The organism is Anabaena sp. WFMT, from assembly GCF_051781005.1.
Lineage (GTDB): Bacteria > Cyanobacteriota > Cyanobacteriia > Cyanobacteriales > Nostocaceae > Anabaena.
Genome location: NZ_JBPWOA010000057.1, coordinates 1 through 23,590, shown reverse-complemented (window position 1 = coordinate 23,590; position 23,590 = coordinate 1). Strand labels below are relative to the sequence as shown.

Here is a 23,590-nt window from a genome sequence, read left to right as displayed (position 1 = left end):
TAGCTTATTTGCAAATAATCCTGGTCGAAACGGATGATTGCAGGTTGGTTGCAAATAATCCTGGCTCAGTTGCAGTTAATCCTGGCTCAAATGAAATTATAGTTGCAAATAATCCTGGTTTGAAAATGTCTTGATTGCAGGTTTGGGCATTTATAATTGCAGGCTCTTACATGTACACAGATGAAATACTATCACAAGCAAAGGAAGCTCTTAAAAACATGGTGCTAGTTACTCCTTGGCATCCAGATGCTTTTGCAAATAATCCTTTTCCCCTGAAAGCAGAACAGATGTGGAAGAGAAAAGTCAATTGGCGAAGTGCTATGGCTTATGATGCTACCAAAATTATTATCGAAGGACTGAAGCGAAATACAAATCGTAAAGAATTAGGAAAAGAACTACACAAAAACATACCAATATGTGGAGCCACTGGTGAAATTAGTTTTCAATCAGGTGAACGACGGCAACAGCAAGCTTTTATCATCAAAGTTGTTGAGGATAATGATACTGGCTATGACTTTATCTTAGATTCAACAGCAGAAAACAATTCTGGAAAAAGTTGCAACAACCAATAGTAAAGAGAAGTGAAGAAAGTTTAAAACTTAAATTTTTTAATATATTGTCTGAAAGGGGTTCAGCCGGGGGGTGCAGTTTAGAACAAATAAACACAATTTTTGTGCTACCGAATGTCTGTAATTAATGCGATTTACTGCCCCGGAAAATAAAAGCGTAATAAGTACACTTTTATTTTTACCCACTAAGTCGAGTTACCCTAAAGGCGGTAATTTGGTGCAGTTCTGCACAAATGCGGTGCAATTTCAGCACAATCTCAGCACAATCTGATTACACTATTTTAGTGTTGGTTGGCAGGTTCGTTATCTTGTTTGGTGCAGAATTTGGGGAATTTATGTGCCAACTGGTGCTAAAGTCACTCAATTTATTGAGTTTACTGGTTGATGTTTAAGCTTGCTGTGATCAATAACGAGATTTAAATGGTAGATGTGATTGGCGATTGCCAATGCCTTCTTGGGGTAAATATAGCGGTCGCTATTAATAGGGGTAAGGTTTTCAGATCATCTTACCCCGCAAAGATTACCCCAAATACAAACTACTACAGTCCGATGGTTTAGCGTGTAAATATCTACTGGTAGTAGCAACTGAAGCATGACCTAAACTTTGACTAACTAAATGAATAGGTGCGCCCCTATCAAGACTATGGCTTGCGTGTCCATGACGTAACCAGTGGGGACTAGGTGCGGGTAAACCTATTCTCAGTGAAGCTTTTTTAACAATCTCCCAAATCATAGCACGGGTTAAAAACCCCTTACCTTGTCTACTTCTAAACACCGGCTCGGCTTTACCAGCATCACCCCTTAACTGTTTCAATTCCTTATACAAGTTACTGGGAATAATCACTACACGGGTTTTACTACCCTTACCATATATAGTGGCCTGACCATTTCCATCACCCCGTTCTGACAAATCACCCCAAGTTAACCCGCTTAACTCAGTAGCACGTAACCCGCAGTAGTAAAGCATTTTTAAAATTAGCTTATTCCTGGTATTGTTCTCACTGTGTATCAGTATAGTTATCTCCTGTTCAGTTAGTATCCGTTCTGTTAAAGCGTCTTTAGGTTTGGGAGTCTTCACCACCTTACCAACGTTATACTGTGTAATTCCTAACTGATGAGTAAAGGTAAGCAGTGACTTAACTATATTAATATAAGTTTTTCTAGTGTTATCGTTGGCAGATGGTAAGCTATCTACCCACTGCTGTAAATCATCTAAACCTACATTAACAAGTGGTTTATTTACAAAAGTTAAAAACTTGATAGCAGTACGCTTGTAACTGTCTTGAGTAGACTTAGTTTTGCTATGTAGCCACATATTAAGCAATATATCAATAGATTTATTTGCGTATTGGTTAATTTCATTTGGTTGTGCAATTGTTAAAGCGTTCATCTTGTTAGTACTTTTATACTATTTTAGTTGATTTCCAGTTTGACATAATTGGCGTTATGTCAAACTGGTGATTTTTCAGCATAATCTTTTTTCTAGCGTCTTGTCTAGTATTGACAAATATTATAAATATCTAATTATGTATATATTTTACTAAGCAGAAAAATATATGTAGCTATAGAGTAAATTCTTGATTAAACTGTTCTAATTCTAACAGCCTAGCTCTGTATCATATAAGATTGTCATATAACGCTATATAGCATCATATAAAATATATATAATCTTATTAATCTTGATACAGCACATTTAATTTTGACAATATTTACGTAATTGTAATTTTACCCTTCCACAGATGATCAGAGTCAGCAAGAGCAGTCAGGGGTTAGCAAACGTCACACGATTCTATCATCGCTAAAATTGGGAAATATCAAACAACGTCAACTGCCCCACAGAAACATTACCCTTACCACCTCTATGGTAACTAAGGTGACACCCAGTACAGACGGGTATAAGGTTTTCAAGCCTGTTATCCGTAGGGTTCATATTGAAATGGTGGACTTGGAGGTTATAGGCACGGGGTTTAATGTTGTCAGGAGGTTTTTCACCCGGACGCAAACAAACACGCCCACATTTTTGACAACACCAATCTGCTTTTTCTTTGATAGATTTAGCTAATTCTTTCCAGTGTTTTGGATATCCCATGATCACTGTCGAATCTTAATATCTGCATTTTACTATCAATAAACTATAGCATTTTTACTGTAATACTTTGGTAAGTATTCAGCTAATGCCTATAGCTTGCGTGATGACGTAGGAGTCATACGGCAGCGCAGCTATGCCCCCAGGGCTTTACAGTAATCAGTAAATGGCTACGCCCAGCTACGCTAACAGCTTGAATCAGATTTCACCAGTAGGTAGACGGATTGGTAATAAAATCAGAATTTTGCCAAATTCCACAGGTGTTGACCAGAAAAATTTTTGAGCATAAGTGTTCAGTCGGACATGATATCACTCGGTTTCAAGCAAAGTTGAAGCAACAGAATTAACAATCAATTATAACTCAAATTAATGACTTCATTACCAAGTAATTTGGGTACACCAGCCAATAATTCTAACTTTTGTAATTTTACAGTTAACCAAGGCTGACCTAAATGTAAAGAAGCAAAAGGGCTGTGTTGGGGAATTTCTAAATTAGCTTTTAATAAGCTAATTTGAGACTTAAAATTATTTTGAAAATATAGCAACTCAGAACCTAAACCGCCAAAAGCATTACCTTTAAATTCTTGTTGCCACCATGTAGATAAGCTCAACAAGTCTTTTTTATAAGACAGTTGGTATAACTCTCTTTGATTTTGTTTGACACTAACCTTACCGTGATTATCCCCACTAAATTCAGCTATTTCTTTGGGTAATCCCCAAATTTCTCTACCTCCAGCTACGGAATCTTCATTATCTACATAAATATGGGAAATCCAAACACCAATATATCCTTGATAGCGTACAAAAGCTGGAAATACAATTAATTCATTGTATTCCAATAAAGAACCAGCTTCATAGGAAGATACATAAGTTCCCGCCAGAGTTTTACCGGGTAAAAGGGAAACAATTTCTAATTCGGAGGGAACAAAAGGAACAGCTTGCTTGATATCAACTAAGTGCAAGGTTTGAATCGCATAGCCTTCAAGTTTCCAAGGAGCAGTTGGATATGTCATCTTTCTGGAAAATGCTTACGTCTTTTATTTTAATGTCTGATGCCACTTCATCTCTATTTCCCAGGTATCACTCCCCCAATCGTTTCAGAAAGAAAGAAGAAAACCATCAATAATAGGCTGTAAATTTCTCTCATTAACACTGGTGTAATTTGACAAAACTCTGCATACTTGTTATTAACTCAGTCTCTCTCTCGATAATAGCTGTTAGCGTAGCCATTTACTGATAGCTGAATACTTACGAAAAACTTACCAAAAGAAATGGGTCAAAAGTCTCCCCTTTTAAAGGTAAAAACAAAAAAACTTATTCCCTTTTCAATCTTCTTGATTTATCAAGAGGTAATACTTTTGAATTGTGAACGCTTACCGCTCTTATAGCCCTAATAAATATTTGATACTAAAAAGAGTGTTATTTTGTAATAAACCAAACAGCTAACGCTGCATTGAGTGGATCAATTAATGGAATTAACGAAGCGACTATGCTCCAAACTCTTCCTACTTTACTGACCACAAATTCTTTTCCATTTCAATTTACTCAACAGCAGCAAAAAGCTTTGGATAAAATGTGGACTTTTGTCCAACCAACTGTCAGTGCTGCTTTATTTCTACTAGTAGGATATGCCGGCACCGGTAAATCAACAATAGTTTTCCAACTCGTTAAAGTTCTCGTGGCTATAGGTAAACGAGTTGTCTTAACTGCACCTACGAATAAAGCTGTAGGTGTACTGCGGCGAATGGCAGCAGAAAACGGTGTAACTGGCGTAGAGTTCTTTACTATTCACCAATTGCTAGGACTAGGAATGGTGACTAGAGGTAAAAAGAAAGTACTTGAGCAGACAGGAGCATCTTACATCAATCTATTTGATGTTGTTTTTATTGATGAATGTTCCATGATTGGTAAACAACTGTGGCACTGGATTGAAAATGTTGCTAATCAATCATCCACCTGGACAAAAATCAAAATTATCCTGATGGGCGACCCTGCCCAATTAAATCCAGTTAATGAAAGAAAATCTCTCAGTTTTCAAGTAGCAAATAAAGCAGTATTAACTCAAGTTGTCCGCCAAGGAATTGATAGTCCTTTATTAGAGTTTGTTACTGCTGCTCGCTATGCAGTTACTCAAAGTAAACTACCATTTAATCCCTTTGCTAAATATTTACCTGATAAAAGTAACGGTTCGCTCATGGTAAAACGTCAAACTTTACTGCGGTATGCGTGCAAAAAGATGTCTAAAGAGTTTGTGCATAATCCAGATTGTTTCCGTATTTTATCATGGACTAATGCCCAAGTTGACTTTTATAATCAACAGATTCGGACATATTTGTATGGTAAGAATGCCAGCAGATTTATTCCTGGAGAACGATTAATTACTAGAGATCCGGTGATAGCTCCTGATGGGAAAACTGCCATTCTTTCTACATCTACAGAATTTAATGTTGTAGATGTGTTGGCAGAACGTTATAACAATTATGATGCTTGGAAATTGAAAGTAGAAACAGATGAAGGAATTGTGCGTCAAATTTACGTTCTACATGAAGATGAAGAGAAACGATTTAAACAAGAAACTCAACGGTTGCTCAGAAGTGCCAAGCGAAATCCTTTTCTGTGGAAGCAATACTATAAACATTTAGAGCAGTTTGCCAATATCAGAAATTGCTTTGCATTAACTGTGCATAATAGTCAAGGTAGCACTTTCTTAGAAGCAGGTATTGATGGACAAGATTTGAGTAAGCGATTGAATCCAGAACGGGGAGATGATAATAAATCAATTCTAGCTAAAATTAGGGAGTTTAATCGCTTGTATTATGTTGCTAGTTCACGAGCTAGACAGCGTATTTTGGTAATTCGGTAATCTGATACCATTTTATCTGAAGCTGCATAGAATGAGGAATTCATTAATTTAAAGGGTATATTCTGTCAATTGTTTTTAAAATCTTATTCTATGCAACTTCATATTAATTTTGTATTAGTGAATTTAAACAAATAAATTATTATCCAATTTTTCAAATTTAAACCATTGTTTATCCCTCCATAAATAGCTATCTATGAAAGTAAGGGAATATTTTTTATTTGTAAGTTCCTAACTGTCTGCTACCGCAGTCTTATAGTAATGATGCAATCAGAAATAAAAGATCATGACTCAAACAACACCAAAACAAAATGTGAAGACTGCAAAGCAGACAAAACAACTCAATGCTGCTACTCCTCAAACAGAAAAGGCAAAACAAACAAATGCTGTTACTTCTCAAATAGAAAAGACCAAACCCAAAAATGCTGCTACTACTGAAATAGAAGATGGAGTATCAACAAATAGCACAAAAATATCTGTGCGGAAAAAGAAAAAAACTACCTCTATTAATCCTGATACTTCAGATAAAACAACTCAACAGCAGAAGAATAATATCAACTCTGAAACTTCAGATGAAACAATTCAAAAGCAGCGAACTAAGAAAAAATCACCCAAAAAAGAATCAACTCCTCGACCAATTATAGAATCAGGGATGGAAGTGATCTGTGAACAAACTAAATTTTACAATGCACTTTTTTTAGTTCATTGCGCTACCCCAGCTAAACCTAGTCATCCTATTCTTGCCAATGTCCTGATTATTGCAGATGTTGAAACACAACAAATACATCTAACTGTCACAGATTTAGCATTAACAATTCAAGCAAGTTTTGCAGCGCAGGTGTTATTAAGTGGTGAAATTACTGTACCAGTAGCAATGTTATTTGAGATAGTCAAGCATTGTCCTCATGGTAATATTTCTCTGAATAGTAAAACTCAAATTACACAGCTTACAGAAACAGAAGAGGATAAGGAAACAAAAATATATTCTCTCGGTATATCTGATGCCGATGGTAAATATGAAATTAGAGGTATTAGTGCTGAAGAGTTTCCACCTACTAATATCATTGATACAACTCCTGTTTCTCTGCCAACAATAGTTTTCAAAGATGGGTTAAAAAGCGTGCTTTATGCAGTTAGCACTGATGAAAATAAATATATTGTGACTGGAGTTCATGTCCAACTTACACAGGAGAAATTAAAGTTGATAGGTACTGATGGACATCGAGTTGCTATTACTGAAGTTTCAACTCAAGGAATCGGTAGAAAACCACGTCAACAAGTTACATCATCAGAAATGATTAAATTTACTCTGCCTGGTCGTGTGGTGAGAGAAATAGCACGAAATTTAGGTGATGATGTAGAATCAATAAATATGCTGTATGATGCCCAAAGTAATCGTTTGGGTTTGGCTTGGCAAGATATCATTCTTAGCTGTCCAGTTCTGGAAGGAATTTATCCTGATTGTGAACAATTGTTAGCTCGATTTAGTTTTGAAAAAGAAGTGATTGTAGAAAAAGCACCGTTGGTTAAAGCACTGGAACGGTTAGCTGTATTAACGGATAAGAAAGCACAAGGAATTTATTTGCAGTTTGATGGCAGTTTGCAGCAATTACGGTTATCTATTGAACGGGAATTTGGTAAAGGGGATCTGGTGATTGTTGCTAATTTACCCACAGAAATGATGTTGAATATCCAGTTTAATCTCAAGTATTTAATAGAAGCTGCTAAAGCTATTCCTAGTACCAGTATCAAAATGCACTTACAGCAATCGGATCATCCGGCTATGTTAGTTCCTTATGGAGATAGACCAAATCCAGAGGTGGAAATATCTATGCGTCATTTCTTGCTACCGTTGTATACTCCAAATGGTTAATCACTGTTAATTTGTAGCTTAAATTTAGCAAATTAGCTGAGGTTGAAAGAGAGAAATAATGATAGCGGTTGCCTCTAAGTCACGCAAACGTTTAGTAGTGGTAGAGGCGATCGCACAAAATACTAATTTTTGATAAAAATTACTTAGAGGGTGTTTGAAAAGGGTCGGCTCAAATGCGACTCAGGGGGGTGAGATCAAATCCCAAAACCCCAATTCTCCCGTAGTGGATTCTCGGTAGCCAGGGTTGTGAAACACGCGCTGAAAGACTTTTCAAACATCCTCTTAGATATAATCAGGACTTACGCAAGTGTCACACCTAAAATCTGTTTTAGGGTGCGTCAGATATCAAAAATCTGTTTATTTGCAGGATTTATGCTGTCTGATGCACCCTGCCAATGTGCCAGTTGCGTAAGTCCTAATAATGTGAGGGTAGATTTTCTTTGTGTAGCCACGTATCGCTAAAACCCGTAGTCTACTCCTGTTTTCTGAGAACGCTTAGAGATATTATCTTACCTCAATTTATAAATTTCACCTCTATTAACTAACATCTCTCCTGTTAATAAGTCTTTGACTGTTGCTAACAAAATTCGACGAGAATCAACTTCAAATAATACTGATATTCTATCAAATCCTGCTGATCCAGGAGGGTTAAGTTTTGCTACACATACCTGTTGATGTTGGGTATCTAAGGAACGATAACTTTCTTGATGTTGGAGAGTGCTAGAAGTCATTCTACCTGAAGCATCAAAAGCTATTTCTGTTTGTGTTATATCACCTAGTTCACCAATATCTAAACGAATCTCTGTTTGTCCATTATTTGCAGTTTGTAAGGTTAACCATTGGGAACTTTGACAAGGATATTTTGTACCTTTGGTAAATATAGGATGATAAATATAACTTTTGCTGAAATTATCCCATAAACGAATCGCGTAACTATGACGCAAAAAATCATCTATTTCTGTAATTTGGGTAATTGCTAACGCACCATGACATACAGCATCAAAGGGTTTATTTAATTTTACCTTGTTTTTACCAAAATAAGAAATGATTAATTGTTGAACTGCGGGAATTAAACAACTTCCTCCTACTAATAAAACTTGTTCAATATCATTTTTAGCAATACCTTTTCTGAGTGCAAAGGTTAAAACCTCATCTAACGCATCGCGTAACTGTTGTAAAAATTGCCGATATTCTAAAATTTCTTCTAATTTTTCACGGGGGATTTTTAACTCATAAGACATAAAAGATTCATCATCAAACCAACTTTCGGAAGCAGTTTGATTTTTAGAAAGTTGAATTTTTAAACGTTCAGCAATTTCTAGGAGGTTTTGATAACTAATTTTACCAACTTGTTCAGGTGTGAGATTTTGAGAACGCAAATAATCATCAACTATCCAAACATCAATATCTTCACCACCTACATAAGCTTCTGATTTTGCTAAAACCTCAGCGCGTAAGTTATAATTATCATGAGAATTATTAACAGTTCTCACTAAACTTAAATCGAGAGTTCCCCCACCGAAATCAACCACTAAAATTAATTTATTAGGAGATTTTACAGCATAACCTAAAGCTGCTGCGGTAGATTCATCTATAATAGAAACTTGGGGAACATTTAACTTATTACCCAACTCTCGAAACCAGTCTAAATAACGTTCAAAAGCACCAACGGGAACAGTAAAAATTAACTGACTGGGTTGGATATTTTGCTGTTGAAGTTTCTGCCAAATAGTTTGAATAAACAATTCAGAAACAGTAACAGAATTATAACTAATTCCATCAATTTGACGTGGTGGTGGTTGATAATCTTCAGCTAAATCACGTTTAAATTTTTTAAATAATCTTTCTGGGGGATAATTTTGAGAAAGTCCTAAACGTTGACTTCTTACACCTTCACCTAATATAATATGATCTGGTGATTTAATAAATAATAAACTAGGAATAACGGGAAATTCTAATCTTTCACCTTGAGAAGTTACACCCACAAAGACACGGGATAAATTAGGAAATCGTAAACTTTTAGGTTGTTGGGTATCAGCTTCTAAAATACTAATTACAGTATTACTTGTACCAAAATCAATAGCGATAGTAGTCATAGTTTAGGAGTCAGGAGTCAGAATAATAAATAAATCTCTTTAACTTTTTTGCGTCTACCCTGCGGTATATCCTACGGGAGATTGCGTCTTTGTACGAAATAAATTATTGCGAGTGTTGGGTTGCGTTTCCCTTAACCCAATCTACAAGATTGATATAATATTATATTTGGGCGATGAGGATACCCACCCCACAAGATTGTATAATTTAATTATTATTGAATCCTCCCGGTAAAGTGCGACTAACTTTTGCAGGATAGAGAACTTGTTCACCATTTTGATAACCAATAAATCTAATATAAACTAAATCACCTTCTTGAATATCATCACTATCAGGTTGATGTAATTGGGGATTATAATTTACCTGTTCCCAAATTTCACCTATTACAGTATAACCCCAACTATCCATTAAATTATCTAAAGATGTAAATAGGGAAACCAGATTTTTAGCAGGTAAGTCAGGTTTAGCTAAAGCCATTTTTTTAACTGTGGGATAGTTGGTTAATAATGTTTGTAATTGGGTAAAGGTTTCAGTTTGAAAATCGGTTTGTAGTTGTTGAGATTGTTGTTTTAATTCTTCCCGCAGTCGTTGACATTGTAATTCTAAATCTTTAATTTTTTGTTGTGTATCTGTTGAGGTGATAGGTTGATGATTAGTTGGTGTATTTTCCTGGGTTTCGGGAAATAAGAAACGCAGAATAATATAGATGATGATAGCGAGAATTACAGCGAAACCGATATTATTAATTTGTTCTAGCATATTATTTATTGATGTTGATGTAGTTAGTTTATTATTCTCGTTTCTCCTTCCCAGTCTCCAGACTGGGAATGCCATTTTAGAGGTTATACCTCTATTTTATAATAAGGCAGAGCCTCTTTGTGCATTCCTTGTCAGAGACAAGGAACGAGTAATGATAGTTTATTGTTGTTGTAAGGTTTGATTTTCGGAAGTTGTAATAATCTCATCATCTTGATAATATTCTGGTAATAATTCCTGAGATTCTATTTCACCTAAAGATTGTTCTAAACTTTTTGTAGTTTCCACACAACTAGAACCTGTCGCATTTAAAACCCGTGCTACAATTTTACCATCTTTACCAATGCGATATTCAATTTTTTGATATTCTGCCATGATATTTTCTTCTTTTTGATAACATTGATTAAAAATACAACGGCGAATATAATTCACACCTACACAACCAAAGTCCACCTGCGTGGACTAAAAAAATAAGGATTTCTAACCCGTACAGGCGGGTTTCGTCTGTGTAGATGCGATTTCTAATCGCCATTTATTTAAACATCTTTTACACCCATTTACCAACAACAACCCGCACAGTACCATCTGCTAAAACTTCCTCTTCCTCCACATTAAACCCCTCAGTTTGTATAGTCTCCATCAAAGTTTTATGGGCGTATTTTTGACTAATTTTATTAATAAAATCTTGTTGATTAATTTTTGCACCCCAAAAATCTGCAACTAATTCATAAATTCCCCCCTGTTGACGAAAACCTAAATCATAACCATTAGCTTGTTTAATCACATATTCAGCACTTGTAGTATTACCCCTATAACCACGAACCTGAGAATTTAACTCAACTTGATAACCTAACTCTTGCAATATTTGATGGAGAACATCACCATTTTTAATTTGTACCTTAATAGTTGTAAAATGAGACATAAAAAATCAACTCCTTATGTATTTTTGACCCCTCTCCAAACCTCTCCCCTAATAGGAGAGAGACTTATAGTAAATTAGTAGGGTGCATCAGAGAGAATAGACCTCTTGCAGAAAAGTTTTGTGGTAAGTTAGAGGGTTAAACAAATTGTCAAAAAGTTAACTAGCATGGCTGAATGTCATAGTTACAGCACTTCCCGCTGTTATGAGGTACAGTAACAGCAATTAGTAAACCAGTTTTTTAAATGTTTAGGATTCATTAAGTCGAGTGCAACTGAGATAATTGTATCAACCATTTGTGTTGTAGTTGGAGAGAAAGTGCGTAAAAAAGATTTGAGTTGTGACCACCATAACTCAATTGGATTAAAATCGGGAGAGTATGGTGATAGACAAATAACTTTTGCACCCACCGCTTCAATCATTGGTTCAATTGATGATAGTTTATATGCAGGTAAGTTATCCATAACTACTACTGCACCTGACCACAATTGAGGCACCAAAAACTTCTCAATAAAGACATCAAATGCCTTGCTATCCATTGAGTCATTCATAGTCATTAATGCCACCACTTTTTTAATACTAATTGCTCCAATTACTGTAACTTTTGCACCTCGATAAAATGGTTTCATTTCGTATACTCTTGTTCCCTTCTCTGAACGCGCATGAGTTCTTGTCAAACCAAGTAAAACCCCTGTTTTATCTATGAATACCAGGTTATCTGGATCTATATCTTTTATCTTTTCCCAATATTCTGTTCTTAATTTTTGAACTCTTTCTGTTGCTGCTTGACTACTCCGCAATGTTTTTTTTTACGATTTAATTCTAGTTTTTGTAAGCAGCGTCCCATTGCCGTCCGACTCACCCAATTTCCCGTCTTATCGGCGAATAATTCGCATAATTCGATTAAAGTTGCATCATAATTCTCGACAATCAGTTCTCTTAACTCTACTTCAGTATTTGCGAGATGACTAAACTGCGGCTTCCCTCGCTTCTTAGGTTGTAAATTCCCATCAGTTTCTTGTTGCTTTACCAGTTTTTGGACTAGACTTTTACTAACAGAAAATATGGTTGCTACTTGACGAATTGATATTTTCTGCTGAATATGTGCTGTAACTATTTTTTCTCGAAGATCAATTGAATATGCTTTCATAAAAAAATCATCTTTTTATTATTACTAACTGTACCTCATAACAGCGGGAAGTGCTGTATAAATGCCCGCAATTAAATGACAACGCAATTCAAAACGTTTTCTGCGATTGCGGTATCGCTGGCTAAAAATCCGAAAGATTTTGAATCGGCGGTTAACGTGTTCAACAGCAACTCGGCGGCGTGCTAAATCACGATTAAACTGTTTATCTTCCTTGGTCAATTTACCTTTTCTTGGTTTCTTTCTTGGTAAATGGCTATTGGCATGAAATTTAGCAATTCCTTGGTAGCCACTATCTTCTAGACTCTCAGTATCGGGATGAAAACGGACTTTGCTGTGAATAAACAGCTTGAAATCATGTCTACGACCGGAACCATTAACAACACAAATGACTTGTAACGTTTCCAGGTCAATTACAAATTGAGACTTGAGTGTATGTCGTTTTTGTTTACCGCTAAAAAAACGTTTTTGACCATATTTAGGACGTTCTATCGGACTTTCAGTCACATCCATTGCTACTGTTTTTGGTTTTTGTGTTGGTGTCAATAATGACTTTTTTCCTCCCAGCCGAAACCTCCCGGAAGTGACTAAAACATTTTCTACCCAATGAACAGTACGACAAATCGTTGATTCTGACACTTGCCAATCGCTGGCAATATGGAAATAAGTTCGATATTCACGCCAGTACGTTAAACAAACCAATGCCTGGTCTTCCAAACACAGCTTTTTAGAACAACCTCGTGTTTTTCTTTGACTTGCAGCATCTCGCAATACATTGACTATTTCATCAAATGTGCGTCGTTGTACCCCAACCAGACGTTTAAATTCTCGATTGGACAGTCGCTTTGTTTGTTCGTATTCCATTGGCGGAGCAAATTTAGGTCAAAACTTTTTATCCTAGCATAAAAGAATTTTGCAAGAGGTCTAATAAATAACATAAAAAAACAAATTTTTGATATCTGACACACCCTACAGTTAAAATCTTTCTCTGCGTCCTCTGCGTCTCTGCGGTTCGTTAAAAAATATTGAATTTAATCCACCTCCAAAGGACCCAAACCTTGCTGCTGAGAATAAACCTTTAACTCCTCAATTAAGAGTGTATCAATAGAAGCCGTTCTTGCGCCAGCTTCCGCAGCCCAGCGTTTTAAACTGGTAATTTGTTCCTTAGCAATAGCCGCTAAAGGAACTGTTTCCGATACCGCAGCTAAAATATCTTCTGTGTTAAAATCCCGCCTATTACCATCTATTAAACTACCAAAAGCGCGGTGCATTCCATCAATAATTACTTGTTGAATTTCTGCACCGCTAAAGTTTTCGCTATTTTTGGCGAGTTTCTGTAAATCAAATTCTCGCAGTCGGGAAGGACGGATTTTTTGCAAGTGGACTTTAAAAATATCATGGCGTTCTTTTTCTGTGGGTAAATTTAAAAAGAATATTTCATCAAATCTCCCTTTTCTTAATAACTCGGCTGGTAATATTTGCACATTATTAGCAGTAGCTACCATAAACACAGGACTGGTTTTTTCTTGCATCCAGGTAATGAGTGTACCAAATACCCGGCGCGATGTTCCAGAGTCACCATCTACACCACTATTAATATTACCAAATGCCTTATCTATTTCATCCATCCATAATACACAGGGTGATATTGCTTCTGCTAATTGTATCATTTGGCGAATGCGATTTTCACTTTCTCCGACTATGCCTCCAAATAATCTCCCCACGTCTAAACGTAACAATGGTAAACGCCATTCATGGGCGATAGTTTTGGCTGATAATGATTTTCCTGTTCCTTGGATTCCTACTAATAAAACGCCTTTGGGGTTGGGTATTCCATAACGTCGTGCTTCTTCGGTAAAAGCATCTTGACGCATTCGCACCCACTGTTTGAGATTTTCTAATCCACCGACATTTTTTAATGATTCATTGGCGGTGTAAAATTCTAAGATTCCGGTTTGGCGAACTGCTTGTTTTTTCTCTTCTAATACTCTATCAATATCTGATTCATTGACTTGTCCTTTTGCTGCTAAAGCTGCGGCTAAAACTCTTCTAATTCTGGCGTGACTTAATCCTTGACAGGCTTTGATTAATTGTTCTTTTCCTAGTCCATTTAAGTTAAGTTTTTCGGGGACTATTAATTGATGAATTAAATAATCTATTTCTTGGATGTTGGGTAAGGGAAAATCAATAACTGTAATTTCTTCTTGTAGTTCTGGAGGAATGGTTAATGTATGACTGGTGAGGATGAGGGTTTGGCGTGTGCGTTTGAGTTGACGGGTGAGGTTTTTGATAGCACGAATAACGGGAACATTTTTTTCTGTATCGGGGTTTTTGAGGATAAAATGTATGTCTCGCAATACAAATATTGTGGTTGTATTTTCTGGGGTTTTGGTAATTCTTGATAATGCACCCATGACTGAACCTTTATCAGTTCCGTTGTCATCCCAACCGGTGACGATATCCCATAATAATAGTTGTCGTGGTGTCTGGGATATTTGGGTGAGTTGTTGGAGGACTTGTTCTATTGGTTCTTCTTCGACTCCGACTATATATAGTAGGGGATAGCGGGCGCGAAGCATGAGGTCTATTTGTTGGAGTAGTTGTTGATGGGGGTTATTCATTATGTATAAATAGGGGGGATAGTTGTTAGTTTATTGGGTTTTTATTTCGCGCAAAGACGCAAAGAATAATAAATGTCTGAATCAGGTGGTTATCGAGCGAAGTCGAGATAATGTCCAGGATTTGAGGATGTACAGGATGTGATTGTTTGATTATTAGTTAGTTGTTAATAATTAATATAGAGAAAAGTGAATATTTATGAAGTGGGATGGAAGAATAAATATATGAATCTCATCTATTAACCATCAAATTACAATCCTGTAAATCCTTTAATCCTGGTTATCCTCATTCAGACAAAAAAAATTTTTCACTACGCGAGATATGTAAGACAAGAAAAGAGCAAGAGGGCAAAATCGCATAGTGCTACTAAGTCCTCGCCGCACCACTGCAAACAACGCGAAAACCATGATCGTTGTAGGCGGAGTAGCTGAGGCCGCGACTAGCAGAACGGCAATAAACAGGATAGAGTTGCCACGAACCACCGCGCTGCACGATACTTTTTTTTTCAACATCTAGCCATGCGCTTCCATCTGTAGGCGCAAATTCATAATTAATATGCCAAGTATCTTGACACCATTCCCGTACATTACCGTGCATATCGTATAATCCAAAGTTATTGGCTACTCCAAAACTCCCTACTTCTCTTGTTTCTTCTCTATAAATTCCTTTGGGTCCTTGACCATAAGAACCTGACCATTTATATTTTCCATTATCTGTTTCATAATCTGTACCCCGATAATTTGCCAAATCCGTTGTTATCGTCTCTCCAAAGTGAAATGGTGTGGTAGTTCCTGCTCTACAAGCATATTCCCATTCGGCTTCACTTGGCAGTCTGTAGGTTTTTCCAGTTTTTTGGCTTAACTTTTCACAGAATGCCACTGCATGATACCGAGCAACCTTTTCAACAGGGCGATTACTACCTTTGAAACAAGAAGGGTTAGTTCCCATCATAGCTTGATATTGTGCCTGTGTTACCGGATATTTTCCCATAAAGAAACTAGAAACAATAACTTCATGTTGAGGACATTCTTCATCCCATCTACCTTCTTTATTTTCTGGCGAACCCATCAGAAAAGTACCACCAGGAATTGCAGCCATTTCTAACTTTACACCATTATCCAAATCTTCTATAAAATATCTAGCTACACGGGGCTGTCGCTGAATAATTTCCCCAAATTTGTTGACTGTTACTACCTCAATTTTTTCTAGTTTTAAGCATTTAAGATTAGAATTTAAGGCTTGTTTAACTTTTGTTTCTGTTCTATCACTTAATATGAAATAAGATGTATTTTGAACTTCCCAAGATTCATCTTTTAAACCTGCAATCACTAAATCTAAACCCTGTTCTCCATAATTCAATGCTTGCTCAAGTGCAGCAATTCTCACCTTTGAATCTGAATTTTGCAACCGCAATTTTACCCCTTCAATACCACCTAAAACGGCTGCACCTTCTAGTGATGGACTATTACCACCAAGCACAGCATCGTATTTTCCTGGTTGTTGTGGATTATTCATGATTGGTTAATAGTTGGTTTATGCTGTATCTAAAATAGCATATTTGAGTAATTTTTCTAGAAGGAGTTTATTTTCTTAATTAATATCGGTACGTTATATGCTAAGTATTGATTGCGTGATCACTGAACTAAAGATTGCCATAATGAATTACATAAAACCGTAAATTTACGGTTTATTTTAATTGTCACAACATCCTAATATAATAATAATTATAGAACATTATAGACAAGTAAAAACTAAACATTAAAGATAGACTTATTTGATTATTGGGAGAGTCGAAAATCAATGGATAAGATACAGAAAGACACAATTAAGGAACACTATGTTCCGCGATTTTACTTGGAGAAATTTGCCTATTTATCTATAAATGGAAAATATAAAATTTGGGTCTTTGACAAACAAACTCGGAAAATATTTCCTCCTGACATAACAGATACAGGTACAGGTAATTACTTTTACGATTTTCCGACTGACATAATAGAAGAAAAAGATAAAAAAGTAGTGGATCAATATTTACAGACCGTAGAAAATGAAATAGCACCTTTTATATCAAAATTTGAACATAAGATTCACCATATTTTAACTAATCTAGAAGAATCATACTGGTATCATAAAAAGGTAATTAGCAAAAGAAAACAAATTTATTGGGCTAATATTTTTTCTTTGCAAATTTTAAGAACTCCCAGGTTCAGACAAGAATTAATTAAAAGAAAAGATATAGTTGTTAAAGATGCGACTATTCAAGTTGAGAATAAGCTTGAACAATATTTACAAGATTTATCACATCAAGGTGTTGGGTTGAATATTAACCAAGAAGAGTGGCTAGACTCTTATAAAGACTATATCAATAATATAATAGTTGAACTATGTGATGAATTCCATAATAATAAAAATATTCCTCTTATACATGGTGGATTCATAACAGCAAAGTATATTTCAGATTTGTCTCAAGTTCTAGTAAAATATATATGGTTAGTGGGCATCAATCAAACATCAATTCCTTTATATACATCTGATCACCCATTCGCAGTTATACCTCATCTGAATGGATCAAGCTACTTGTCTAAAGGAATAGAGATTATATTTCCAATAAATCCAAAATTAGTATTTATACTTAGAGAAAGGACTTATTTTAAAAATGATAATAATAAAAATTGTAAGCTGGTTAAACTAACAAAAGACGATATTGAAAAATATAATGAGGCTCAGTTCTATTCCTGTAAACGTTTTATATATTCTAAATATGATGACTTTAGATTATTTGAAAATTTGTCTTAAATATTTTGATGAAATCAATTTTTGTGCAAAAATGTATTGCTCATTGTAACATTTACCTATCATCTTTTGTTAACTGTTACTACTTCAATTTGTTCTAGTTTTAAACCTTCTTGATGAGGCTTTTGTAATATTTGCTTAATTTTTGTTTCTGATCTAGAATTTAAGATTAAATAAACCGCATTTTGAATATCCCAAGATTCATCATTTAAACCTGTAATTACTAAATCTAACCCCTGTTCTCCATAATTCAATGCTTGCTCAAGTGCAGCAATTCTCACTTTTGAATCTGGATTTTTCAACCGTAATTTTACCCCTTCAATACCACCTAAAACGGCTGCACCTTCTAGTGATGGACTATTACCACCAAGCACAGCATCGTATTCTCGCGGTTGTTGTGGATTATTCATGATTGGTTAATGGTTGGTTTGATGTATGCTGTATTTAAAATAGCATATTTGGGTAATTTTGCTAGTTGTTTAGATAAATTTAATATTGTCTGAATCAAAATGTTCAAGATTTGAGGATGTACAGGATGTGATTGTTTGATTATTGGTTAGGTGTTGATGATTAGTATGGAGAAAAGTGAATATTTATGAAGTGAGATGGAAGAATAAATATATGAATCTCATCTATCAACCATCAAATTACAATCCTGTAAATCCTATCATCCTGGTTATCCTGATATGGCTTACACCACGCTACGCTATCAGACAAAAAAATTGAGCGCCTGACGGCGAGGGGAAAGGGAAAAGAGTAAGAAGTGCCAAGGGTAAGAGGGTAAAAGCGCCAAGGGCTACAAAGTCCTGGAACAGAACACGACCCGAAAACCGCAGATATGGGCGCGATCATCACGCGAAACCCTATCGCGATTCGCAGACCGGCAGTCCCCAGCACTGTAGAACCAAGAACCGCCACGCAAGAGCTTTCTATCACTTGAGATTGTCACAGCACTACCATCTGTAGGCGCGTTATTATAGTAATCTACCCAATCATCCAAACACCATTCCCAAACATTGCCGTGCATATCATACAAACCAAAGGCGTTAGGGGGAAAAGAGCCTACATCTGTGGTTGTGGTTTGTTGACGATGCTCACATCTAGGAGCAGAAGCATAAGGGTAATGACCACGATAGTTTACCAGATCCAGGGTAATACTTTCACCAAAATAAAAAGGTGTGGTAGTTCCGGCTCTACAAGCATACTCCCATTGTGCTTCGCTGGGTAAGGTGTAGTTTTTTCCTGTTTTTTGGCTTAACCGTTGACAGAAAGTAACTGCATCATTCCAACTAACGTTCTCAACAGGGCGGTTTTCACCTTTAAAGTCAGAAGGGTTATTTCCCATGACAGCTTGATATTGTTTTTGTGTCAATTGATATTTCCCCATGAAGAAACTGGGAACAGTTACCTCATGTTGGGGACTTTCCCATGACCGTCTACCCTCTTCGCTTTCTGGTGAACCCATGAGGAATGTTCCCCCTGGTATTTGTGCCATTTCTAGGATGACACCATTTCCTAAGTTTTCGATGAAGTATCTAACTAGGCGTTGCTGACGCTGAATAATTTGACCATATTTGTTAGTTGTTACTACTTCAATTTTTTGTAGTTTTAACCCTTGGATATTAGAGATTAAGGCTTGTTTTACTTTTGGTTCTGTTCTGTCACTTAATATTAAATAAGCTGCATTTTTTACATCCCAAGATTGATCATTTAAGCTGGCAATTATTACATCTAATCCTTGTTCTCCATAGTTCAATGCTTGCTCCAGTGCAGCAATTCTCACCTTTGCATCTGGATTTTTCAACCGCAACTTTACCCCTTCAATACCTCCTAAAACCGCAGCACCTTCTAGGGATGGACTATTACCACCAAGCACAGCATCGTATTTTCCCGGTTGTTGTGGATTATTCATAATTAGTTAATAGTTGGTTTATCCTGTATCTAAAATAGCATAAATTGTTCACGAACTTAAAATAAAATTTCACCCCCTTAACAGGGGCAAGGGCGACGAATTAAGATGAATAAATTCTATGTCTACAGTCGCTCTACATCAAAAATATCGTCCCCAAACTTTAGCAGAATTGGTTGGACAACCCTACATTAAAACTGCTCTAACTAATGCTATCAAACACCTGCAAATTGCTCCAGCTTATTTATTAACAGGTTCTAGAGGTACAGGTAAAACTTCCACTGCACGCATATTTGCTAAATCTCTTAATTGCCTTAATAGCAAAAAACCAACTGATAAACCTTGTGGAATTTGTCAATCTTGCCGTTCAATTGAAAGTAGCAATAGTTTAGATGTGAGTGAAATTGATGCTGCTTCAAATAATGGTGTAGATGATGCCCGTGCTTTAATTGAACGCTGTACTTTAGCACCAATAGCAGGACGTTATCGAATTTTTATTCTTGATGAATGTCACTGCCTAACCGGTAATGCCTTCAATGCTTTACTCAAGTGTATTGAAGAACCACCACCTCATGTTGTCTTCATTCTCTGCACCACAGAACAGCACAAGGTTTTACCTACTATTGTCAGTCGTTGTCAGGTGTTTAATTTCCGTACTTTATCTATTCAAACAATTGTGCAGCATCTCCGTATTATAGCAGATGCGGAATCTATTTCTATTAATGAAGAGGCACTGACAGCGATCGCTCGACTGAGTGACGGTGGTTTACGGGATGCGCTGCAATTACTCGGTCAAGCCAGTCTTTTAGATGTAGATATCACTGCCCATCATGTCATGGAAATCGTTGGTGGTGTCACAGAAACAGAGCTAATCGCTATTTTACAGGCTATCTCTACCAACAACACTTTTAATTTGCTGCAAGTCGCTAGAGTTTTGGTAGACTCTGGGAAAACGCCTAAATTGATTATCTCAAATTTACTGCAAACATACCGAGATTTGTTGATTATCAAGTCTGCACCGCAGGAACAAGCTTTGCTGACTGGTTGTGTCAGTTATAACCAACTCAAAACTTTTGCCAAACACTGGAATTTTGAGACTCTGAATTTGTCTTTAGCAGAGTTACAAAAAGCTGAAAATTACCTCCGGTATACGGTAAATGCGGGCGTGTGGCTGGAGGTTTGTTTACTCAATTTGCTGCCTGGTTTATTGCCTGTGGAGACAACGAAAACCAATGTTAAACCAGGGCATGATAACAGATTGTTACCAACATTCGGTACGTATACCGTTAATAAGGTGAATGATAAATCTGTGGATGGGGGTGAGGATAGCTTGTTACCAACAGTTGCAACTAATACCGCTAATACTGCTAATTTAGCGCAAATTTGGCAGCAGGTGATGGATAAGGCTAAACCCAATCATCAAAAGCTGTTGGCTCATGGTCATTTGGTGAAATTGCAAGGGTCTAAGGCAATTTTAGAGGTGACACCAGCTTATCAGAAAAAGTTTGAGAATGGTAAAGAGGCGATCGCTAAAATGCTGCAACGAGCTACCCAAAGTCCAAAACCTCTAACTGTGTTGATTAAGACAAGCAATCACAGTCATAATGGGAGGGTGAAAGTATGATTGTTTTGCTCACTGGTGATGACGAATACGCGATTCAGTCACAGCTAAACCAGTACAAAGCAGAAATTGACTCTCAATGGCTGAGTTTATGTTATCACCGATTTTCAGATAATCAGCTTGATAAAGCTTTGAGTGTGGCTCGTACTCGTTCCCTGACTGATGGTAAAAAACTGGTAATTGTGGAAAATTGCCACCTCAAGCAGTGGGGTGATACGGAGTTGGAAACCTTGCAACAGTTGGTGCAAGTGCCTGATTCAACTATTTTGGTGTTTGTGGCTAATAATGTAGATAAGCGGCTGAAGGTCTACAAACATCTGGTCAAATATGGGAAGTTGTTGGAGTTTTCGTTGATACCACCTTGGCGGTATGATTTGATTGAACAGGCGATCGCTTCGCTGGCTGCAAAACTCTACACGAACACTACAGATAATGCTGTTACAGCCAAGAAAATTAAACTGCTGTTGTCAGAGGAGGCGGTGACATATTTAGCACAAGCTATTGGTAATGATATGACTCGTGCTGCTTCTGAGTTACGCAAACTGTCTATTTATGCTCAGGGTAGAACATTGGAGCTTGGGGAGGTACAGGAGTTAGTACCATGTCAAACTCAGAATAGCCTACAATTGGCTGCGGCTATGCGTGAAGGAAAAAGCCATCAAGTTTTGCAATTGTTGGATGATTTACTGTCTCGTTCTCAACCTTTAATGGTGATTGTCAGCACTATTTTAACGCAGTTTAGAACTTGGTTATGGGTGAAGTCTGCAATTGTTTCTGGGGTGAAGAAGGATGGTGAATTAGCTCAAGTTTGTAATATCAGTAATCCTCGTCGGGTTTATTATTTGCGTCAGGAGGTAGCGAATACAAGTATCAATGCTTTGGCTCAGGCGGTGACTATGATTTTGGATTTGGAGATGTCTATTAAGAGGGGTGCTGATGGTGGGGATTTATTGGTGGTGATTCTTGGTGTTTGTAGGTTGTTTCAGGTAGTTTAATTAGGGGGAAGTTGAGGGAGAATTTTGGATTTTAGGTTGAATATTTGATTTCTGTCTAAAATCCAAAATTTAGTCATACTAATATTATTAGTATTTTTAACTTCCAAAATCAGGACTGAGATTAAGTAATTCTCGATATTCCAAATTTCCACGTTTACCCAAATATTGAATAATATCTACAGCAGTTTGTCTAGCTTGACCACTGTTGCTTTTAATGACTTTACTCAGGATACTCCTAGTTTCATTACGCCAACCGTATTTATCCCAACTAGAATTGTCTTTTTTAATCATCAAATCAAGGCACTCAACAACTGACTCAGGCATCGTATCAGCAAGTATAGTCAGACGTTTTAACACAAGAAAATCAGTATCTATTTTACCAATTAGCTCAAGGATTTGTTTGATCTGTAAAATCGCCCAAGAGTCCTCAAACTTTGCTGAACCAAACCACCAACCAAAAGCAGCAAGTTCGGTAGCGTAGGAATTAGGTTCACTGGAATTACACGCGGTTTCCAAACGTTTTTTCCATAGTAGCTGAAGACTATTGAGAATTTCTGGTTCTATATCATTTTCTGTATTTTTAAGGCTTCGTCCTAAAAATTCGAGAGCATAGCCACGTAATTCATTGGAAGCTAACTCAAAAAATCGTGTTAGTAATTCTCCTTCATCCAAATTTAGTTTTCCTCGCCAGTAGAAAGTCATTAAATGATTGGCAAGACCTTCATTAGTACGTGTCAGTTTTTCTTGTTCAATTGAAATGATATTAATGTATTCAACTGCATAGCAGTATTCCTCATGTAGTAAATCAAAGATATCGTCATAGGCACCAGAAAAACTAATGTATGTTTCCCAAGCTGCACATCGCAGATTGTTGAAAGTTTCATCCCGTGGAAATATTTTTCCTATACTTTGATTTGCCCATTGTCTATCTAGTAAACCCAGCCAAGGAAACCACTTACCATAAACTGAACGAATTGCTAAAGATGGCTCTATCTCTAGGTTGAGATGCTCATCTAGCACTTCCCGTACTTCTGGCATTTCATCAAAACCTCGCTGCAATTGCCCTGCACTTTCAGGTATTTGTTCAAAGTGGCGACGAATCCAGAGGGCATAACGCACAACTGTTTCCATTGCTTCGCCTCGAACACTATTGATTGCGATAGTATAACTATTATTGGAGTTATAGTAGCTACTTTCTTTTTTTTGTGTGGGATCTGGATGTTGAGTTAAAAGTCTGATGATATTCCAAACCTGATTGCGAAAATTAAATGGGATTCCCATTTTATCAATGTTCAGTCCGACTCCAAGCAAGTCTACTACTGTTCGGCAAGGTTCAAGCCAATTTCTTTGGG

21 protein-coding genes are annotated in these 23,590 nt (G+C 36.6%); 6 read left to right on the top strand and 15 right to left on the bottom strand.

Annotation, left to right across the window (positions count from 1 at the left end; all coding sequences use genetic code 11):
- Positions 1 to 170: 170 nt before the first annotated feature.
- A complete protein-coding gene (locus ACSQ6I_RS27315) occupies positions 171 to 572 on the top strand; it encodes an ABC transporter substrate-binding protein (RefSeq protein ID WP_438893292.1) in 402 nt (133 codons plus the stop codon).
- Positions 573 to 1,089: 517 nt separating this feature from the next.
- On the opposite strand, the gene ACSQ6I_RS27310 is transcribed toward ACSQ6I_RS27315, so the two are convergent.
- From ACSQ6I_RS27310 to ACSQ6I_RS27300, 3 genes are all read right to left on the bottom strand, one after another.
- Positions 1,090 to 1,959 (bottom strand): tyrosine-type recombinase/integrase, encoded by an 870-nt coding sequence (locus ACSQ6I_RS27310; protein ID WP_438893291.1) that lies wholly within the window; start codon positions 1,957 to 1,959, stop codon positions 1,090 to 1,092.
- Between the two features lie 408 nt (positions 1,960 to 2,367).
- The gene (locus tag ACSQ6I_RS27305) at positions 2,368 to 2,658 is read right to left on the bottom strand and encodes an HNH endonuclease (RefSeq protein WP_438893290.1); all 291 of its coding nucleotides are present in this window, start codon (positions 2,656 to 2,658) and stop codon (positions 2,368 to 2,370) included.
- Positions 2,659 to 3,005: 347 nt separating this feature from the next.
- The gene (locus tag ACSQ6I_RS27300; RefSeq protein WP_438893289.1) at positions 3,006 to 3,668 is read right to left on the bottom strand and encodes an acetoacetate decarboxylase family protein; all 663 of its coding nucleotides are present in this window, start codon (positions 3,666 to 3,668) and stop codon (positions 3,006 to 3,008) included.
- Between the two features lie 476 nt (positions 3,669 to 4,144).
- Here ACSQ6I_RS27300 and ACSQ6I_RS27295 point away from each other — a divergent pair, with 476 nt between their 5' ends.
- Both ACSQ6I_RS27295 and dnaN read left to right on the top strand, forming a co-directional pair.
- The gene (locus tag ACSQ6I_RS27295) at positions 4,145 to 5,518 is read left to right on the top strand and encodes an ATP-dependent DNA helicase (protein ID WP_438893288.1); all 1,374 of its coding nucleotides are present in this window, start codon (positions 4,145 to 4,147) and stop codon (positions 5,516 to 5,518) included.
- A gap of 283 nt (positions 5,519 to 5,801) precedes the next feature.
- On the top strand, positions 5,802 to 7,388 hold the full coding sequence (gene dnaN / locus ACSQ6I_RS27290) for a DNA polymerase III subunit beta (protein ID WP_438893287.1): 1,587 nt from the start codon (positions 5,802 to 5,804) through the stop codon (positions 7,386 to 7,388).
- 509 nt (positions 7,389 to 7,897) lie between these two features.
- On the opposite strand, the gene ACSQ6I_RS27285 is transcribed toward dnaN, so the two are convergent.
- From ACSQ6I_RS27285 to ACSQ6I_RS27245, 9 genes are all read right to left on the bottom strand, one after another.
- On the bottom strand, positions 7,898 to 9,484 hold the full coding sequence (locus ACSQ6I_RS27285) for an Hsp70 family protein (RefSeq protein ID WP_438893286.1): 1,587 nt from the start codon (positions 9,482 to 9,484) through the stop codon (positions 7,898 to 7,900).
- Positions 9,485 to 9,689: 205 nt separating this feature from the next.
- Positions 9,690 to 10,241: a nucleotide exchange factor GrpE gene (locus tag ACSQ6I_RS27280; protein WP_438893285.1), complete on the bottom strand. Its 552-nt coding sequence runs from the start codon at positions 10,239 to 10,241 to the stop codon at positions 9,690 to 9,692.
- 159 nt (positions 10,242 to 10,400) lie between these two features.
- The gene (locus ACSQ6I_RS27275) at positions 10,401 to 10,670 is read right to left on the bottom strand and encodes a DUF2997 domain-containing protein (protein WP_438893284.1); all 270 of its coding nucleotides are present in this window, start codon (positions 10,668 to 10,670) and stop codon (positions 10,401 to 10,403) included.
- A 115-nt stretch (positions 10,671 to 10,785) separates the two neighbouring features.
- A complete protein-coding gene (locus ACSQ6I_RS27270) occupies positions 10,786 to 11,160 on the bottom strand; it encodes a DUF1257 domain-containing protein (RefSeq protein WP_438893283.1) in 375 nt (124 codons plus the stop codon).
- Positions 11,161 to 11,360: 200 nt separating this feature from the next.
- On the bottom strand, positions 11,361 to 11,957 hold the full coding sequence (locus ACSQ6I_RS27265; RefSeq protein WP_438893282.1) for a transposase: 597 nt from the start codon (positions 11,955 to 11,957) through the stop codon (positions 11,361 to 11,363).
- Positions 11,915 to 12,307, bottom strand: coding sequence for a helix-turn-helix domain-containing protein (locus tag ACSQ6I_RS27260; protein ID WP_438893281.1), 393 nt, complete (start codon positions 12,305 to 12,307; stop codon positions 11,915 to 11,917). The genes ACSQ6I_RS27265 and ACSQ6I_RS27260 overlap by 43 nt, the downstream gene beginning before the upstream one ends.
- A gap of 24 nt (positions 12,308 to 12,331) precedes the next feature.
- Positions 12,332 to 13,168, bottom strand: coding sequence for an IS5 family transposase (locus ACSQ6I_RS27255; RefSeq protein WP_438893280.1), 837 nt, complete (start codon positions 13,166 to 13,168; stop codon positions 12,332 to 12,334).
- Positions 13,169 to 13,335: 167 nt separating this feature from the next.
- Positions 13,336 to 14,925: an AAA family ATPase gene (locus tag ACSQ6I_RS27250; protein ID WP_438893279.1), complete on the bottom strand. Its 1,590-nt coding sequence runs from the start codon at positions 14,923 to 14,925 to the stop codon at positions 13,336 to 13,338.
- 364 nt (positions 14,926 to 15,289) lie between these two features.
- A complete protein-coding gene (locus ACSQ6I_RS27245; protein WP_438893278.1) occupies positions 15,290 to 16,438 on the bottom strand; it encodes a formylglycine-generating enzyme family protein in 1,149 nt (382 codons plus the stop codon).
- A 285-nt stretch (positions 16,439 to 16,723) separates the two neighbouring features.
- Here ACSQ6I_RS27245 and ACSQ6I_RS27240 point away from each other — a divergent pair, with 285 nt between their 5' ends.
- On the top strand, positions 16,724 to 17,716 hold the full coding sequence (locus ACSQ6I_RS27240; protein WP_438893277.1) for a DUF4238 domain-containing protein: 993 nt from the start codon (positions 16,724 to 16,726) through the stop codon (positions 17,714 to 17,716).
- Between the two features lie 59 nt (positions 17,717 to 17,775).
- Here ACSQ6I_RS27240 and ACSQ6I_RS27235 read toward each other — a convergent pair whose 3' ends face one another.
- Together ACSQ6I_RS27235 and ACSQ6I_RS27230 are read right to left on the bottom strand one after the other, a co-directional pair.
- Complete coding sequence (locus tag ACSQ6I_RS27235) at positions 17,776 to 18,123, bottom strand: HEAT repeat domain-containing protein (RefSeq protein ID WP_438893276.1); 348 nt, start codon at positions 18,121 to 18,123, stop codon at positions 17,776 to 17,778.
- 386 nt (positions 18,124 to 18,509) lie between these two features.
- Positions 18,510 to 19,625, bottom strand: coding sequence for an SUMF1/EgtB/PvdO family nonheme iron enzyme (locus ACSQ6I_RS27230; protein WP_438893275.1), 1,116 nt, complete (start codon positions 19,623 to 19,625; stop codon positions 18,510 to 18,512).
- A 118-nt stretch (positions 19,626 to 19,743) separates the two neighbouring features.
- On the opposite strand from ACSQ6I_RS27230, the gene dnaX reads away from it, so the two are divergent.
- Together dnaX and holA are read left to right on the top strand one after the other, a co-directional pair.
- A complete protein-coding gene (dnaX, locus tag ACSQ6I_RS27225; protein ID WP_438893274.1) occupies positions 19,744 to 21,246 on the top strand; it encodes a DNA polymerase III subunit gamma/tau in 1,503 nt (500 codons plus the stop codon).
- Complete coding sequence (gene holA / locus ACSQ6I_RS27220; protein ID WP_438893273.1) at positions 21,243 to 22,238, top strand: DNA polymerase III subunit delta; 996 nt, start codon at positions 21,243 to 21,245, stop codon at positions 22,236 to 22,238. Before dnaX ends, holA begins: the two co-directional genes overlap by 4 nt.
- Before the next feature lie 96 nt (positions 22,239 to 22,334).
- Here holA and ACSQ6I_RS27215 read toward each other — a convergent pair.
- A partial coding sequence (locus ACSQ6I_RS27215; protein WP_438893272.1) for a hypothetical protein occupies positions 22,335 to 23,590 on the bottom strand: 1,256 nt, incomplete at its 5' end.

What these genes read in the sequence shown, in the direction of transcription:
- ACSQ6I_RS27300 (WP_438893289.1), bottom strand. Translation starts at nt 3,668, where the DNA reads ATGACATATCCAACTGCTCCTTGGAAACTTGAAGGCTATGCGATTCAA.
- ACSQ6I_RS27255 (WP_438893280.1), bottom strand. Translation starts at nt 13,168, where the DNA reads ATGGAATACGAACAAACAAAGCGACTGTCCAATCGAGAATTTAAACGT.
- dnaX (WP_438893274.1), top strand. Translation starts at nt 19,744, where the DNA reads ATGTCTACAGTCGCTCTACATCAAAAATATCGTCCCCAAACTTTAGCA.
- holA (WP_438893273.1), top strand. Translation starts at nt 21,243, where the DNA reads ATGATTGTTTTGCTCACTGGTGATGACGAATACGCGATTCAGTCACAG.
- ACSQ6I_RS27315 (WP_438893292.1), top strand. Translation starts at nt 171, where the DNA reads ATGTACACAGATGAAATACTATCACAAGCAAAGGAAGCTCTTAAAAAC.
- ACSQ6I_RS27295 (WP_438893288.1), top strand. Translation starts at nt 4,145, where the DNA reads ATGCTCCAAACTCTTCCTACTTTACTGACCACAAATTCTTTTCCATTT.
- ACSQ6I_RS27235 (WP_438893276.1), bottom strand. Translation starts at nt 18,123, where the DNA reads ATGAATAATCCACAACAACCGCGAGAATACGATGCTGTGCTTGGTGGT.
- ACSQ6I_RS27250 (WP_438893279.1), bottom strand. Translation starts at nt 14,925, where the DNA reads ATGAATAACCCCCATCAACAACTACTCCAACAAATAGACCTCATGCTT.
- ACSQ6I_RS27285 (WP_438893286.1), bottom strand. Translation starts at nt 9,484, where the DNA reads ATGACTACTATCGCTATTGATTTTGGTACAAGTAATACTGTAATTAGT.
- dnaN (WP_438893287.1), top strand. Translation starts at nt 5,802, where the DNA reads ATGACTCAAACAACACCAAAACAAAATGTGAAGACTGCAAAGCAGACA.
- ACSQ6I_RS27280 (WP_438893285.1), bottom strand. Translation starts at nt 10,241, where the DNA reads ATGCTAGAACAAATTAATAATATCGGTTTCGCTGTAATTCTCGCTATC.
- ACSQ6I_RS27310 (WP_438893291.1), bottom strand. Translation starts at nt 1,959, where the DNA reads ATGAACGCTTTAACAATTGCACAACCAAATGAAATTAACCAATACGCA.
- ACSQ6I_RS27270 (WP_438893283.1), bottom strand. Translation starts at nt 11,160, where the DNA reads ATGTCTCATTTTACAACTATTAAGGTACAAATTAAAAATGGTGATGTT.
- ACSQ6I_RS27260 (WP_438893281.1), bottom strand. Translation starts at nt 12,307, where the DNA reads ATGAAAGCATATTCAATTGATCTTCGAGAAAAAATAGTTACAGCACAT.
- ACSQ6I_RS27305 (WP_438893290.1), bottom strand. Translation starts at nt 2,658, where the DNA reads ATGGGATATCCAAAACACTGGAAAGAATTAGCTAAATCTATCAAAGAA.
- ACSQ6I_RS27230 (WP_438893275.1), bottom strand. Translation starts at nt 19,625, where the DNA reads ATGAATAATCCACAACAACCGGGAAAATACGATGCTGTGCTTGGTGGT.
- ACSQ6I_RS27245 (WP_438893278.1), bottom strand. Translation starts at nt 16,438, where the DNA reads ATGAATAATCCACAACAACCAGGAAAATACGATGCTGTGCTTGGTGGT.
- ACSQ6I_RS27240 (WP_438893277.1), top strand. Translation starts at nt 16,724, where the DNA reads ATGGATAAGATACAGAAAGACACAATTAAGGAACACTATGTTCCGCGA.